The organism is Enterococcus malodoratus (assembly GCF_027659535.1).
GTDB classification, from domain to species: Bacteria; Bacillota; Bacilli; order Lactobacillales; family Enterococcaceae; genus Enterococcus_A; species Enterococcus_A malodoratus.
Genome location: NZ_JAQDPG010000003.1, coordinates 55,277 through 70,967, shown reverse-complemented (window position 1 = coordinate 70,967; position 15,691 = coordinate 55,277). Strand labels below are relative to the sequence as shown.

Sequence of the window (15,691 nt, the reverse complement as noted above, 5' to 3'; positions counted from 1 at the left end):
CACAAGTCTATTTTTTTTATTCCCAAAAGGAACGCTAATTTTAAGGAGGATAATAATGTCGGAGGAGAAAAAACAACAACTGATAAAACCTTTTTACTCAGAAGAAACAGAACAGGTTTTAGCGGAAGTTCAAACAACGGAAGAAGGGCTGACATCTGCTGAGGCAGAAAAACGCCTAGGCGAGTTTGGTTTGAACGAATTAGAAGAGGGCGAAAAGAAAAGTATGCTCGCTCGCTTCTTGGAGCAGTTTAAAGATTTAATGATTATTGTCTTATTGTTTGCGGCAATCATCTCTGCTGTCGTCTCTCACGAAGTAGTGGATTCAATCATTATCTTAGCCGTTGTTATCATTAATGCGGTGATGGGTGTGGTACAAGAATCTAAAGCGGAAGAAGCCATTGAAGCTTTACGTGAAATGTCGACACCAAATGCGAATGTTCTGCGTGATGGTCATATCAGTTCTGTGAAATCAACGGATCTAGTTCCTGGGGATATCGTGATGCTGGAAGCAGGCGATGTCGTGCCGGCGGATTTACGTTTGATCGAAGTGGCTTCATTGAAGATCGAAGAAGCTGCGTTGACCGGTGAATCGGTACCAGTCGAAAAAGAACTGATCGTTATTGATGAAGGCGAAGTCGCTATTGGGGATCGCGTCAATATGGCTTATTCAAATAGTAATGTGACTTACGGCCGAGGAAAAGGTGTTGTCGTTAATACGGGGATGACCACTGAAGTCGGAAAAATTGCCGGTATGCTGGCGCAAGCGGATGAAACTGAAACGCCGCTTAAAACGAATCTGAACCAATTGAGCAAATTCTTGACCTTTGCAATTATTATCATCGCTGTTGTGATGTTCTTCGTAGGGATTTTCTTCAATAATACTTCTTGGGTTGATATGTTATTGACGTCTATCTCATTAGCTGTTGCTGCGATTCCAGAAGGTTTGCCGGCGATCGTGACAATTATCTTGGCTTTAGGTACTCAGGTAATGGCAAAACGGAACTCTGTGATCCGCAAGCTGCCTGCTGTTGAAACATTAGGTTCAACAGATATTATCGCTTCTGATAAAACTGGGACTTTGACACTGAACCAAATGACCGTTGAAAAATTATATGTTGATAACAAACAATATGCTGCAAGCGGCGAAGTACCTGTCGACAGCATGGCGATGAAAGTTATGAACTATGCGAATGATACGAAATTTACGCAAGAGGGCGGCTTGATCGGTGATCCGACAGAAACAGCGTTGGTGCAATTTGGTTTAAACAATGCTTTCGACGTGCGTGAAAAAGTAGCAGAAGAACCTCGTGTAGGTGAACTGCCTTTCGACTCAGATCGTAAATTAATGAGTACCTTGCATGAAGAAAAAGATGGAAGAATCTTAGTCGCCGTGAAAGGTGCACCGGATGTTCTATTGAATCGTGCGTCACAAATTTTATTGAACGGTCAAGTTGTTCCAATGACCGAAAAAGAAAAACAAGACATTTTAGCTAACAACAAAGACATGGCGCAACAAGCACTGCGTGTTCTTGGGATGGCGTATAAATACGTAGATCAAGTGCCGGTTGAGTTAGAATCGGAAATGGTTGAAAATGATTTGATCTTTGCTGGTTTAGTCGGCATGATCGATCCAGAACGGGCGGAAGCTGCTGAAGCGGTACGTGTCGCTAAAGAAGCTGGTGTTCGTCCAATCATGATTACTGGTGACCATAAGGATACAGCTGAAGCAATTGCTGCTCGTTTAGGAATCATTGAAAAAGGTGATGATGATTCTGTTTTAACCGGAGCACAATTAAATGAAATGTCCGATGATGAGTTCGCACAAAAAGTGGAACACTATTCTGTTTATGCGCGGGTTTCTCCAGAACATAAAGTAAGGATCGTAAAAGCATGGCAAAAAGAAGGTAAAGTAGTTGCCATGACCGGTGATGGTGTTAACGATGCGCCTGCATTGAAACAAGCGGATATCGGTATCGGTATGGGGATCACAGGGACGGAAGTTTCTAAAGGCGCTTCTGATATGGTTCTTGCGGATGACAACTTCGCGACAATCGTTGTTGCGGTGGAAGAAGGACGTAAAGTCTTCTCAAATATCCAAAAAGCGGTTCAATATCTATTAGCAGCCAATTTGGGTGAAGTATTGACTCTGTTTATCGCGACACTGCTTGGCTGGGATACATTGCTGCCAATTCACTTATTGTGGATCAACTTAGTAACCGATACGTTCCCAGCGATTGCGCTAGGGATGGAACCAGCAGAAAAAGATTTGATGCAGCATAAACCACGCGGCCGCAGCTCAAACTTATTCTCAGGAGGCGTCTTCTCAAGTATCATTTATCAAGGGATCTTAGAAGCTGCAACGGTGTTGTTCGTTTATTGGTCTGCGATTCAATGGCCAGTTCACACAAGCTACGGCGACATTCATTCAGACGCGTTGACGATGGCATTTGCGACATTAGGATTAATGCAGCTGTTCCATGCCTTCAACGTGAAATCTGTTCACCAATCATTATTTAAAGTTGGACCTTTCCGCAATAAGAGCTTCAACTGGGCGATCTTACTGTCCTTTGCATTGATGATGATCATCATCATTGTACCGGGACTGAATGATATCTTCCGAGTTGCTCATCTTGATTTATATCAATGGGGAATCGTGATCGGAGCGTCATTTGCGATCATTCCAATCGTTGAAATCGTAAAAGTTTTCCAACGAAGTGCACTAAAAAAATAAAGAAATAAAAACTTCGCATGCGATCAGCTGTTGATCGTCATGCGAAGTTTTTTTATTTGATTAAAGCATACATGCACATATCTTTTATTTCACCATTCTTCACCGCATTTTTACGCAACGTCCCTTCTAATTGGAAGCCGCATTTTTCTAGTAGGCGACAAGAAGCTCGGTTGGTTGTAAAAGGTTCCGCAAAAATACGCATAATATCAGTCGCTTTAAAAACGTAGTCTGTCAGCTGCTTCACAGCGCTTGTCCCAAGGCCCTGTCCCCAGTAATCCTCAGCTAAATAGTAGCCCATTTCGGCCGTTTGGCGATGAATATTCTCACAGCGAAAGGCCCCGATGCTGCCAATTACCTGATCCTTTTTGTTAACAATCGCAAAGGCGAATGTTTTTGTCGCATCGCTTTCCAGCATGCTGTTAATGAAGTCCTGCGCGTCCTTTTCTGTATACGGGTAGGAAAGGCCGTCACGCAGATTATCCTGAATTTTTTTATTACTCAGGATTTTCGCTAATTGCTCCGCATCTTCCGTACGCCATTTTCTGATAATCTTATCCATAGTCGTTCCTCCTATAAAAGCTGTTACTTTCACCGTAACATCAAATAAATCAAAAATGAAGGAAAGTTTTAATGTTTTCTGAGCAGCTTTGCATATTGGCGGAAAATCGGTAAAATGAAGGTATCAAATGAAAGAAAGTAGGAATCGATCAATGCGATCTAACACAGGTTTTTATGCGAGAGAAATCAATGAAATCGTCCAAAATACAGAAAAAATGGGTGAGCGTCTGCATCCAAGTTATGAAGAAATCCGTACGGCCTTAGATGAAAAGAAAATGGCCGACTTTGATCAAGAACATTTATCTGAAATTCATGAACTGTTCAAAGAGGGGACTCAATTTTACCAATTAAATCTGGAAAAAATCGGGATGTTAAAAGCACCGGCCAAAGTGATGGGAAATCACAAAAGCTTCCAGAAAGCTTATACTCAATATGTAGCGGGCTGTCAAGAAATGACGGATAGTTTGTTGCCGGAAGTAAACGAAGAAGCCTTTGATGCTGCTGAAAAAAAACAAGACGCTGCAACGGATATCATTTATAAAACAATTCAAAAAATTACTAATTTGTTATTGAAATAGTAAACAAGCCAAAAATTCAAAGAGAACAAAGGTTTTCTAATTTTATTGTAACGTTATTTTAAATACAAATGAAAAAGAATCGAGTATGATTAACTCATAACCAATAACAACCTTTTCTTTTTCATTGCATTTAGGTAATACTCCTTTAGCACCGATTTGCCGATCGGTGCTTTTTTGTGAGTTCTACTGCCAGCTTCAGCTGGCTAAGTAGAATCATATGCGCAACGAGAATAAATTCATTTTCCCGGTTTTGGGGAAATGATTTCCTTGTAAACGAGATAGCTGTCAGTTCTGCTTTTCGACGCAAAGATAATCTGAGCTAAGGAAATTATATAGATCAATAAAAGAAGCGGCCGAATTTTAAATTCAGCCGCTTCTTTGTATTCCTAATTTTCGATATTTCGTACATAATTTTCAAAGTAATCGTTCAGATCTTTTTTGATTTTCTGATACTCTTCTTCGGTATATTCTTTTTCCTCTAGTCGGCCTTTAAAATTTGGCAAATCCAAATCTTTTTTCAGGCGTTCGATGACTGCCTCTTTATCCATAGACATCTCCTTTCTGCTGCGACGTCAATGACAAACTTTTAGTTGAAAGAAACACAAACTGCTTCTGGTGCGAAAACATCTTTTTGGATCATCGTCAATAAGCCAGTCTCGCTATCACGACGATAAAGTGTTAAGTTGTCGCTGTTTTGGTTGGCGGCAACGACATAAGCATCATCTGGACTCAAAGCGAAATCTCTTGGGAAGTCGCCTTCTGTTGCAATCGATTGGATCAAGTCAATGCTCAAGCCGTCTTCGTCAATAGAGAAGACAGCGATCGAGTTGTGGCCACGATTTGACGCATACAAGAAACGACCATCAGCGGATACACGAATCGCTGCGCCGCCATTTTCACCGTCAAAATCTTTTGGCAAGGTAGAAATTTTTTGTTTTTGAGTAAAGCTGCCATCAGTCTCGTCATAGGTCAAGACGCTGACGCTGCTGTCTAATTCACCAAAAAGATAAGCGATTCTTTTCGTTGGATGAAAAACTAAATGACGAGGGCCAGTCCCTGGCTCTGCCACGTAGACAGCGACTTCTTCAACTTCGCCCGCTTCGGTCACATCATAAGTGTAAACCCGATCCGTTCCAAGATCGCAGACAACTAAGCGCTGATCTGGAGCAAGGTCTGTATAGTGTGTATGAGCCTTGTCTTGGTTTTTATGAGGTCCAGTCGGTTCTTTATGGAAAAGAGTAGCCACGGCCTCAAGAGAGCCGTCAAGTTGGATCTTATAGGTATTCAGTTCGCCTTTGTGATAGTTGGCGCCATAGACTAATTGATGCGGTTCATCGACAGCGACGTAACAAGGCGAAGCGCCTTCTTCTGTCACCGCATTCAAAAATTTATTTTGGGGATCGTAACTCGCCATTCCACCCTGACCTTCGCGACTTGTTACTGAGTAAAGAAAATTTTCATTACTTTTTGCAAGATAGGTCGGACTGTTTTCTTTTGTTACCAACTCCAAATTGTTTAACGTTTCAGTCGCAGTATCTAAATCAATTTGATAGATGCCTTCGCTGACGCGTCGTGTGTAGGTTCCTAAGATTATTTTGTGGATCATGGAAAAACCTCCTTCATTATAAGTCCATTTTAGCAAGTTTATTCCCGCTTGGATAGCGCTAACTTTATGATATAATTGAAAAATAAACTAGAAAAGAGCGTGACATATGACAGTAACAGAAATTACTCAAATTGGAAAAAATGCGGTTAATGATGAAAACATTTTAGTCCTTTTTGGTCAAACTATTACACCAGATTTGTTGGACGTTTCGATCGTTCAAAAAACGATCAGCGATGAGCCAATTGCGATAGAAGAGGGCGGAGAACTGATTTTTGGCGACCAAACCTATCAAATAAACGGTGTAGGACCATTGGCTAATCAAAATTTAAATGAGATCGGACATGCGACCATTTTCTTTCAAGAAGAAGTTGGCGTAATTCCAAATGCGATCTATGTCACCCCAGAGGTACTTCCAGATTTGGAAGTCGGGATGAAAATTACATTTTAATAGGAGCGTGAGTGAGTGGATAAAAAGAAATTAACGCAAAAAACGTCTTGGTTTTGGAAATGGTTTTTAAACAGCCAAGTCGTCGTGGCACTGATCATTGTATTATTGCTGCTGTTGATCGCGTTGGTCTTCACAAAAGTATCCTACCTTTTTGAACCAGTCGGGCAATTTTTTGCGATCGTTGGACTGCCGATAGTGATTGCGGGAATCCTCTACTATTTGATGAACCCGGTAGTCAATTTCTTAGAGAAAAAAGGTCTAAATCGTACGTTAGCGATTATTTTGCTGTTTATTGTAGTGGTAGCATTGATCATTTGGGGAATCGTGGTAATTATTCCACAGATTCGCGAACAAATCGGTTCGATGATCAAAAGCTTGCCAGGCTATTTCGATACGATCAGTGATAAAGCGAGTGAAATCTTCAAAGATCCATCTTTCAAGCCGTTCCAGCAGCACATTGACAACAGCTTGCAGAAGATATTAGAGTCCTTGACAGAGACGGCGCAAAACATCTCTCGAGTGACCTTGCAAGGATTGGGCAGTGTCGTTTCGACATTAGCGACAGTAGTGATTGCTTTGATCACAGCACCAATCATTTTATTCTTCCTATTGAAAGACGGCGATCAATTGGCGCCTTATATTCTTAAATTTTTACCAACTAGAACGCGGAAACCTACGCTGCGGGTCATGACTGAAATGAACTCGCAACTGGCTTCATATATTCGCGGACAGTTGACGGTCGCTTTTGCGGTGGCGGTGATGTTCATTATCGGATTTTCACTGGTGGGTATGAATTATGCGATCACATTGGGGATTTTAGCGGGCTTCCTGAACTTGATTCCTTATCTAGGATCATTTTTAGCGATGGTACCGGTGGTCTTTATCGCCATTGTTACTGGTCCGATCATGCTGGTCAAAGTTATTATCGTCTTTGCGATTGAACAAACGATTGAAGGACGGATCGTTTCACCACTTGTTTTAGGAAACCAATTAGAAATTCACCCAGTAACGATTATGTTTGTCTTATTGACAGCCGGAAAGATTTTCGGTATCGCTGGCGTGATTTTGGGGATTCCGTTTTATGCGGTGGCGAAGGTTATCGCGATCCATGTATTTGAATGGTATAAAAGAGTCTCAAGGTTTTATGAAGACGACGAAAAAAATCCTGTCGATGAATAATCGACAGGATTTTTTTCCGCAATCTGATTTTTCGTTTGAAAAATCAAGACTCCTAAAACTGTGCAGCCAATGATTTGGCTTTTTCTTTTGCCGCAGCCATAATCTCAGGCGCTCTAGCTGGATCGTAATCCGCACCTTCGATATAAATGGAATCAAAATCAGAGATACCAATAAAATTCAAAATTCCTTTGACATATTGTGCTGAGAAATCTTGACCGTTATATGTACCGCCACTTGATTGTATGTGGAGAGCCTTTTTATCAGTAATCAAACCGGTAGGACCTTCTGCGGTATACTTGAAGGTTTTACCTGCAACGTTGATTGTATCGAACCAAGCTTTTAATTTCGTTGGAACATTCAGGTTCCATAAAGCATTGGCGATAACGATTTTTTCACTAGCTAAAAATTGATCGGTAAATTCATTGAAAACACGAACTTTTTCTTGTTGAACATTACTCAAATCAGTAAAATCAGCACCCTTTTGCAACGACTTCCAAGCTAATAGAAGATCGCCGTCGATCTCAGGGATATCTGTATAATACAAATCTAACATGGTGAAAACATCTTCCGGGTGACTTGCTTGATGTGCTTCAATAAAAGTATCCAAGATAGTTACAGTTTGTGAGTCTTCTGCGGCTAACGGGTGAGCATTCACTACTAGAACATTTGCCAAAACTAACACTCCTTAAATTTAGTTACAGACGAATCGTACACAATATAGTTAAAACAAACAATTTATCTGCTCAAAACAATCAATAAAAACAATTTTCATTAACTAGCAAGGTATTGCTTATACGCAGAAGTACCGCCAATGACATTGACCACTTGGAAGCCTTCGTTTCGTAAAAATTGCGCCATCGTTTTCGAACGACCACCGAATTGAGTAAATAGGTAATACGTTTTACCTCTGTCAAGTTGGCCTAAACGATTTGGCAATTGAGTTAGTGGGATATGGGTTACGTTCGATCCTTCTGATAAGTCAAAAGAATCAACAAATTCAGGGTCTCTCAAATCTAAAACATCCACGGGTTCTTTCGCAGCAAGCATCATAAATTCTTTCGTTGTAACTGAATAATTCATCTTTTTTCAACAGCCTTTTCTTTCTTAAGATTGATTCCAACTTTAATCTATTTATTGTCTGATTACAAGTGTTATCATAGATATTTTAAAGCATTTTGATGAAAAGTAAAGAAATCATTCAAAAAATTTTCAAATAAGGAAATTATTGATGATCTTTTTACTTGTAATGCGACGAAAATATCTATTTTTGTTAATTAAGTAATCATTGTTGAATGAGCTGGTTTCAAAGTTGTTCAATAATAAAAGGATATTGCTTGCGCGAATCAATAGGCATCGTTAAAATAGTAGTGACGGAGGGAAGAGAATAATGGGAAATTTTCATTTAGGGAAACTGAATTTAAAAACAATCGCTATTCGCGTTCGGGATCGTGATGGTATGATCCATTTCTACCGCGACATCATCGGACTGCATCTATTGCGTGAAGAAAATGAATTAGCGATTCTAGGATACAAAGATCCAGCAAGTGAATTGCTTTGGCTTGAAGAAAGTCCAAGAGCCGATGAACACAATGGGGAAATCAAGAAAATGCAACGAGTTTCACTGGTTGTCCCTAATATCGAAGAATTAGCGAACGTGTATTACCGTGCAGAAAAAGAAGACTATCCAGTTAAATCGGCGCTACAAGCTGACGATGAAAAGGGACTGCTTTTTGAAGACCCTGAAGGAAATGAGATTGAGATTTTCTTTGCTCCTAGTAAAGAGCGTTCAACGTCTGAACCAATCAATATTGATTTTGCGGAATTAGCGAAGAAAGCAACGAAACGTGAAAAAATTCATGACGCGTATTTTGACAAAATTCATTTAAATTTCAGCGACGTGAAAAAACAGCAAGCATTCCTCGCAGATATTCTAGGGTTGGAAGTGCATGATGAAAGTAAAGAGGAGCTATTGCTGAACCGCGGTGAATTTAACGTGGGATTGACGAATGCGACAGGTGGCACGATCGATCTGCCAACAGATAAAGTGCTGGGGCTGGATTTTCTGCAATTCATCGTTTCAAAAGCAAAACTGCAAGAATTGTGTAAGCATCTAAGTGAAGAACAGTTAGACTATTTCTGCGACAAAAAGGAATCGTTGATCACACTTTATGATGCTGCCGGGATCGAATGGTGGTTCGTATTAAAATAGTAATGGAGAAGGTCGCGAGAAATCGCGGCTTTTTTTTTCGATTAAAATGTGGAAGTGTCAGCTAGATATTGTAGTTGGCTGCTATTTTTCATCTATCAAGGTTACAAAAACAAAAAATAATTTTGTGAGCAGAAAAGGTAAATTCACATTGGAAAAGCGGCTGAAGGGAGAGAGCAGTTGGCTATAGTAAAGCGCCAGACAGATCAAGACATTACCAGCAAGACTTGCTACGAGGTTGTAGACTGGCACAGTAAAAATGCCGTCCTCGATAAAGTCGTCCGTGTAAAAATAGATGAACAGATTGTCACATACTAGCACTAGAAATAAACCTAGTGTTTGGAGCTGCCAGTCAGTTACGAATTGATGCAAAGAAAGAAGTGCTGACAAGGAAAGGGCGAGGAGCACTAGTCGTTGAGGCTGTGTGATTCGTTCTAAGAATTTTTTTCTTCTTCGTTTCATAGCGAAGAGCTCCCTTTGAGAGAATGAGCTTTCTTAATAGTTTACGCCAAATTTTTTTCTCATTCGATTCATATTTTTTAAATACTCAAAAAGTTTTCATTTTCTCTTTTATGCTATACTTTTTGAGGTACTATTTTTAAGGAGGATTGTCATGTATCCTGAAACACTTCGATTGATTGAAAAAAAAATGCAAGAGGGCGTTTTTCCTGGTGCCGTCCTTGGTTTTATTGAAGGGCAAGAGGATGGAATTCATGTTTTAGGAAATGCACAGGTCGAGCCGACAACAGAAGCGATGCGAGAAGAAGATCTTTTTGACGTCGCCTCATTAACGAAAGTTGTCTGTACAACGACGGTTATGCTGAAATTAGAGGAAGCAGACAAACTTGCTTGGGATCAGCCGCTTCATGAGCTGCTGCCGGAATTTCAAAATGAAATAATTACTTTACGGCATTTATTGACTCATACGTCCGATATCCAGACGTATATTCCTAACCGTGATCAGTTGAATGCGGAGGAATTGAGGGCGGCCTATTTGACTTTGCAGCCGGGCGCTGAACTTGGAACGGTTGTAAAATATACAGATGCAGGAACAATTTTATTGGGCTTTTTAATCGAGGAGCTTTATCAGAAAGACCTGATTGAAGTTTTCAAAGAAGAAGTTTTAGCACCTTTGGAGATGACTGACAGCGGTTTTTTACCTCAGCCGCCATATGATGGGATCGTGCCAACGCAAAAACAAGCAGATGGTACGGTTCTAAAGGGCATAACTCATGATCCGAAAGCGCGAGTCTTAGCAGAACATGCTGGCAATGCGGGTCTTTTTACCAATCTGAAAGATTTAAGTAAATTTGCAAAAATGTATTTGAATCTTGGGCGCGTAAGAGATATGATTTATTTGCATGACAAGACAGTTCAAGAGCTGCTGAAGGATCAAACACCGACTGGAAAAGGAAAACGTTCAATCGGCTGGGATTTAAAAGCAAGTCCCGTTGATCAATCGCCTTTGCTTTTTCATACGGGCTATACGGGCACCTTTCTTTTGTTGGATGTCGTAAAGAAATCCGCATTCATTTTTCTGTCAAATCGCGTTCACCCCGAAGACCATCGGGCTAGCTATGTGGCCCAGCGGGATGAGATTTTAAGCTGCTATTTAAATGAGCGGGCAAGACTTTATCGAATATAAAGGAACGTTTCTATAAAATAGTTGATCATTCTTTCGCCGGTTACTTAGCGCGAAGATAAAAATGTCTTCACAAATCAAGTCACAAAGACCTAATTGGATGATAGACGGCTTGAAAATAAAATACATTAAAACGAAAAAGGAGCAAGAAGCATGGAACCATTATTTTTAAAACCAGTTTTTCAAGAAAAAATTTGGGGCGGCAATCAACTGCACACTGTATTTGGTTTTGATATTCCCAACGATAAAATCGGAGAAGATTGGGCGATCAGCGGCCATCCTCATGGGGTCAGTATCGTAGAAAACGGTCCATACAAAGGCTGGAAAGTCAGTGATCTTTGGAATGAACACCGTGAATTATTCGACAACGCGGAAGGAGATGTGTTCCCATTGTTGACCAAGATTTTGGATGCGGAAGATGATTTGTCTGTTCAAGTTCATCCAGACGATAGCTATGGATTGAAACATGAAGGCGAATTAGGAAAAACGGAATGCTGGTACATCATCAATGCTAAGCCCGGTTCAGAAATCGTTTATGGACACAATGCTAAGAATCGTGATGAATTAGCGGAAATGATTAAAGATGAACGCTGGGATGATCTATTACGTCATGTTCCAGTTAAAAAAGGCGACTTTTTCTATGTACCAAGCGGTACGATTCATGCCATTGGTAAAGGAATCATGATTTTAGAAACGCAGCAAAGTTCGGATACGACATACCGTGTCTATGATTACGATCGTAAAGATGATCAAGGCAACACCCGTGAATTGCACATCCAACAATCAGTCGATGTGACTACCGTTCCGGCGATCAGTCCTGAGTTAGAAGTGTCTGAAAGTAAAAAAGGCGACTCCTCAGTGATCACTTACCTGAAGACAGACTTTTTCAATGTTTATGAATGGGATGTTGTTGGAGAACTTTCTCTTAAAAAAGCAGGGGACTATACTTTAGTAACGGTAGTTGAGGGCTATGGCAATCTGATCGTTGACGGTCAAAGCTACGAAATGAAACCAGGCACAAGCTGCATTTTGCCAGCACAAGTAACGGAATGGACCGTTGAAGGTGAAATGAAGATCATTGCTTCCACTCCAGGCACAAAATAAAGCAATAAAAAATGCCCATCAGCCAGCAGCTGATGGGCATTTTTGTTTTATGGTAATTGCGGCAATTCTACTGATTCACCGTATTTATTTTTTAAAGCAGTGTGGAGTAAACGCACTGCCAAAGATTTGTTGCGGGCCAGGATTGGTCCGTGGAAGTAAGAACCATAGACGTTTTTATAAATGACGCCTTCACCTTGGTCCTCACCGTTATTGCCGTTGCCTTTGACGATTGTACCCAGCGGACGTTCACCTTCACCTAAGAAGGTACGGCCATTATGATTTTCAAAACCATAGTAGGTTTCACCAAATTCTTCGTTGTGGATCTCGATGTCGCCGATAAAACGATGATTATCTTGGCTCAAGGTGTAGTGATCCAAAGCGCCGATACCATCGATTTTCTCGCCGTGAGCACCGATGTAATAGTGACCTAATAATTGATAGCCACCGCAGATCGACAACAGCACACCGTCGTTTTCGATGTATTTAGTCAATGCTTCTTTTTTATCTTGAATATCTTTTGAGACGATAACTTGTTCATAATCTTGTCCGCCGCCGATAAAAACAAAATCGAATTTATCAGGATCGAAGTCCTGATAGATACTAACGATCTCTGAATGGATCTCGATGCCCATTTGTTTGGCGTAATAATTCAAGGTCAAGAGATTGCCGTTGTCGCCGTAAGTGTTTAATAAGTTTCCGTATAAATGAGCTAAGTTCAATTCGTATTTAGCCACGATCCATACCCCCATCGATGTAGCCTTTTTGGGCCAATTCTTTCCGTAGTTGCAAGACGGCTGTGTAAGTCGCTAAGATATATACATGTTCCGTCGGCAATAGTTTGATCTTTTCAATCACGTCCGTCAAGCTTTCTGTCTCGGTCAATTTTTCGCCAGGAATGCCCGCAACACGTAACCGCAGCGCCATATCTTCATGACGATCGCCGCCTGCAATCACGGCTGGAATGTCCATGTCAGCGAAGGCTTCGTGATTACCGTCCCAGATCCAGCTGATGTCGATACCATCTGCGTAGTTCGCATTCAATAAGGAAACCAGTGAGAAAGGATAAGGAGCTAAACCAATCATATCGATGACTTGGTTCAGGCCGACCGGATTCTTAACTAAAACCAGCGTACATTTTTTGCCTTCGATCTCAAACTCTTCTTGGCGGCCAAAGACTTTCTCATCGTAACCTAAACCACGTTTGATTTTATCCTTTGAAACGCCGTAGTATTCGGCCACTGCTGTTGCAGCCAGTGCATTGTAAACATTGTACATGCCGCCGACTTCAATTTTATAATCTTGCCCATCAATGACAAATTCAGAAGATTTATTGTCCATGGCCTTCATTTCGGTTAATTTATAATCCAATTCAGGACGGTGGAAACCGCAGTTTGGACAGTAATATTTTCCAAGATTGGCATAAGTGATCATCTTGTATTTTAAAATGTGCTGACAGTTTGGACAAAGCAGACCGTCTGTATTGTAGTGCGCGTCTTGTTCTTTATCCGGTAAATGATCGAAGCCGTAATATTTTCGCGGATTGACCGTTTCTAAGGAATTAAAAATTGGTGAGTCGCCGTTGCACAGAATCGGTGCACTCGGTGATTTCGCTGCACCGTCAACGATCAATTTGTAAGTCGTATAGATTTCACCATAACGATCCATTTGATCGCGGAAAATATTGGTAAATAGGAAAAGCTCCGGCTTGATATACTCTGTTACTTTACTTAAGCTGGCTTCATCGATTTCTAAAACAGCGATCTTTTTGCCGCCCTTTTTTCCTTTAGCATTCAAGAAAGTCGACACGATCCCTTGGACCATATTGGCGCCCGTAGGATTCGTTAGGACGTAATCAAACTCCTGCTTCAAAATATTAACGGTCAAGGCAGTCGTCAATGTTTTCCCATTGGTTCCTGTCACTACGACCACTTTATAGTCTTTGACTAATGTGTCTAAAATTTTTGGATCCAGCTTCAAGGCCAGTTGACCGGGATAGCTTGATCCACCTTTAAAGAACGTTTTTAATACCCATTGGGCGGTCTTGCCGGCAGAGATTGCCAGTTGACTTCGTAACCCCATCATCCATCCTCCATGTCTGTAACAAATTTAATTTATCTTATCACACTTGAAAAAAAAGTTTAAACAGGTTTCCTTTTTCTTAAGATTTTTCGCAGCTGATGCCACTAAACCTGCTGAAAAATCTCACAAAAAAAGACTGGAGCAAAGTTTCGCTCCTAGCCAATAATAATCTTTTCTTCAGGAAATTCATAGCCTAAGTCTTGGGTTTCTTTCGGTACGAAGAGCATCAAGGTATACAGCATGCCGACACGACCGATGAACATCAAGATAGCGATCATGATTTTACCAGTACTAGAGAGGTCATCGGTGATACCCAAAGAAAGTCCGGTTGTTCCGAAGGCCGAGGTGACTTCGACGATGATCGAAATCAAGGAATGATCCTCTGTTGCGGTCAAAAAGAGAATACTAAACAGACACATTCCAGCGGAGAGCATAAAGACGACTACTGATTTTCGGACATCTTCTGGCGCGATTTTACGGCCAAAAATATTGATGTCATTCTCATTTTTCAAGAAAGAGTACAAGTACAAACCTATGATTGCGATAGTCGTGGTTCGAATCCCGCCGCCGACCGAACTAGGCGAACACCCAATGAACATCAACAAAGAGAAGATGATCAGGGTCGTATTTTGAAAGATATTCAAATCATGGATTTGCAGGCCGGCATTCCGTGTGGTCATGGAGTAAAAGGCGGAGTTGAACCACTGATCAAAGAGGTTCATATCGCCGAAACTATGATCTTTCTCTAATAACCAAATCGCTACTGCACCGCCGATAAAAAGCACGAAAAAGGCCAGTAACGCTATTTTAGAAAAGAGACTAAACCGAAAGGGCAGCCGTGCTTTCGCTTTTTTATGATAGATCCAACCGTGAAAGTCCATCAAGACTGGAAACCCGATTCCGCCGATAAAAATTAGCACCATGATCGTGGTGAGGAAAAAGATATCATGAGAAAACGGAATGATCGATTCTCCGGTGACATCAAAGCCGGAGTTGGTCACCGCCGAGATCGCTTGATAAAATCCAAAAAAGACGGCTTCAGAGATCTTGTGATAGTAGCCTGCCAGATAGAAATAAATTGAGAAAATCGTCCCAAAGAGGACTTCAATCGCCAGCAGCATCGTAAAGGTGATCCGAATCAAATTGACGATCCCGCTGAGCCGCGGCTGATTCATATCTGTCATGATTAGTTGTCGTTGCTTTAAGGTAATCCGTCGTTTGGAGACAATAAAAAAGAAGGTAGTGATCATCATGATCCCCAAACCGCCGATGTGGAATAGAACTTCCAGCATCAACACACCCGCATCATTGAAGACCGAGTTGATGTCAAAAGTAGTTAAACCAGTCACTGAAATTGTTGAAATAGCCATAAAGACCAGATCAAGAAAGGAAACATGCGAACCTGGTTCCCGAAAGATCGGCAAACTGAATAAAATCAATGAGAGAATCGTCATAGCTAAATAATAGAAGACGATGATCTGAATCGAAGAGAAGCGATTATTTAATTTGCGCCAATTTTTTCTAAAGAAACTTATCCGTCGATCAAAATTCATGGAAGAC

Annotated in this window: 16 protein-coding genes; 7 read left to right on the top strand and 9 right to left on the bottom strand. The window is 41.0% G+C overall.

All coding sequences use genetic code 11. The features are described from left to right. Window positions 1-55 precede the first annotated feature (55 nt). Complete coding sequence (locus PGP85_RS06230; protein ID WP_251866963.1) at window positions 56-2,731, top strand: cation-translocating P-type ATPase; 2,676 nt, start codon at window positions 56-58, stop codon at window positions 2,729-2,731. Between the two features lie 52 nt (window positions 2,732-2,783). On the opposite strand, the gene PGP85_RS06225 is transcribed toward PGP85_RS06230, so the two are convergent. Beyond that, complete coding sequence (locus PGP85_RS06225; RefSeq protein ID WP_270326571.1) at window positions 2,784-3,290, bottom strand: GNAT family N-acetyltransferase; 507 nt, start codon at window positions 3,288-3,290, stop codon at window positions 2,784-2,786. Between the two features lie 151 nt (window positions 3,291-3,441). Here PGP85_RS06225 and PGP85_RS06220 point away from each other — a divergent pair, with 151 nt between their 5' ends. Further along, window positions 3,442-3,867, top strand: coding sequence for a hypothetical protein (locus PGP85_RS06220; RefSeq protein ID WP_270326569.1), 426 nt, complete (start codon window positions 3,442-3,444; stop codon window positions 3,865-3,867). 386 nt (window positions 3,868-4,253) lie between these two features. Here PGP85_RS06220 and PGP85_RS06215 read toward each other — a convergent pair whose 3' ends face one another. Continuing rightward, on the bottom strand, window positions 4,254-4,415 hold the full coding sequence (locus tag PGP85_RS06215) for a hypothetical protein (protein WP_010740603.1): 162 nt from the start codon (window positions 4,413-4,415) through the stop codon (window positions 4,254-4,256). Window positions 4,416-4,453: 38 nt separating this feature from the next. Next, window positions 4,454-5,473 (bottom strand): lactonase family protein, encoded by a 1,020-nt coding sequence (locus PGP85_RS06210; protein WP_270326568.1) that lies wholly within the window; start codon window positions 5,471-5,473, stop codon window positions 4,454-4,456. 106 nt (window positions 5,474-5,579) lie between these two features. Between PGP85_RS06210 and PGP85_RS06205 the strand changes: the two genes are divergently transcribed. Continuing rightward, on the top strand, window positions 5,580-5,921 hold the full coding sequence (locus PGP85_RS06205; protein ID WP_010740601.1) for a PTS glucitol/sorbitol transporter subunit IIA: 342 nt from the start codon (window positions 5,580-5,582) through the stop codon (window positions 5,919-5,921). A 15-nt stretch (window positions 5,922-5,936) separates the two neighbouring features. Continuing rightward, entirely contained in the window at window positions 5,937-7,100 is a 1,164-nt protein-coding gene (locus PGP85_RS06200) for an AI-2E family transporter (RefSeq protein ID WP_010740600.1), read from the top strand. 52 nt (window positions 7,101-7,152) lie between these two features. Here the strand turns inward: PGP85_RS06200 and PGP85_RS06195 are convergent, their stop codons facing one another. Continuing rightward, window positions 7,153-7,773 carry an FMN-dependent NADH-azoreductase gene (locus tag PGP85_RS06195; protein WP_010740599.1) on the bottom strand — a complete coding sequence of 207 codons (621 nt, stop codon included), beginning with the start codon at window positions 7,771-7,773 and terminating at the stop codon, window positions 7,153-7,155. Window positions 7,774-7,871: 98 nt separating this feature from the next. Further along, the gene (locus PGP85_RS06190) at window positions 7,872-8,180 is read right to left on the bottom strand and encodes a rhodanese-like domain-containing protein (protein WP_010740598.1); all 309 of its coding nucleotides are present in this window, start codon (window positions 8,178-8,180) and stop codon (window positions 7,872-7,874) included. Window positions 8,181-8,487: 307 nt separating this feature from the next. Between PGP85_RS06190 and PGP85_RS06185 the strand changes: the two genes are divergently transcribed. Beyond that, window positions 8,488-9,309 carry a VOC family protein gene (locus tag PGP85_RS06185; protein ID WP_270326566.1) on the top strand — a complete coding sequence of 274 codons (822 nt, stop codon included), beginning with the start codon at window positions 8,488-8,490 and terminating at the stop codon, window positions 9,307-9,309. Between the two features lie 81 nt (window positions 9,310-9,390). On the opposite strand, the gene PGP85_RS06180 is transcribed toward PGP85_RS06185, so the two are convergent. Then, window positions 9,391-9,768, bottom strand: coding sequence for a hypothetical protein (locus PGP85_RS06180; RefSeq protein WP_010740596.1), 378 nt, complete (start codon window positions 9,766-9,768; stop codon window positions 9,391-9,393). A gap of 151 nt (window positions 9,769-9,919) precedes the next feature. Here PGP85_RS06180 and PGP85_RS06175 point away from each other — a divergent pair, with 151 nt between their 5' ends. After that, on the top strand, window positions 9,920-10,951 hold the full coding sequence (locus tag PGP85_RS06175; RefSeq protein WP_010740595.1) for a serine hydrolase domain-containing protein: 1,032 nt from the start codon (window positions 9,920-9,922) through the stop codon (window positions 10,949-10,951). A 150-nt stretch (window positions 10,952-11,101) separates the two neighbouring features. After that, window positions 11,102-12,052, top strand: a complete 951-nt coding sequence (gene manA, locus PGP85_RS06170; RefSeq protein WP_010740594.1) for a mannose-6-phosphate isomerase, class I — start codon at window positions 11,102-11,104, stop codon at window positions 12,050-12,052. A 47-nt stretch (window positions 12,053-12,099) separates the two neighbouring features. On the opposite strand, the gene PGP85_RS06165 is transcribed toward manA, so the two are convergent. The 3 genes from PGP85_RS06165 to PGP85_RS06155 form a co-directional block, all read right to left on the bottom strand. After that, entirely contained in the window at window positions 12,100-12,801 is a 702-nt protein-coding gene (locus PGP85_RS06165; RefSeq protein WP_010740593.1) for a type 1 glutamine amidotransferase, read from the bottom strand. Next, window positions 12,779-14,131, bottom strand: coding sequence for a Mur ligase family protein (locus PGP85_RS06160; RefSeq protein ID WP_010740592.1), 1,353 nt, complete (start codon window positions 14,129-14,131; stop codon window positions 12,779-12,781). The genes PGP85_RS06165 and PGP85_RS06160 overlap by 23 nt, the downstream gene beginning before the upstream one ends. A gap of 155 nt (window positions 14,132-14,286) precedes the next feature. Further along, window positions 14,287-15,684, bottom strand: a complete 1,398-nt coding sequence (locus PGP85_RS06155; RefSeq protein ID WP_010740591.1) for a TrkH family potassium uptake protein — start codon at window positions 15,682-15,684, stop codon at window positions 14,287-14,289. Window positions 15,685-15,691 lie beyond the last annotated feature (7 nt).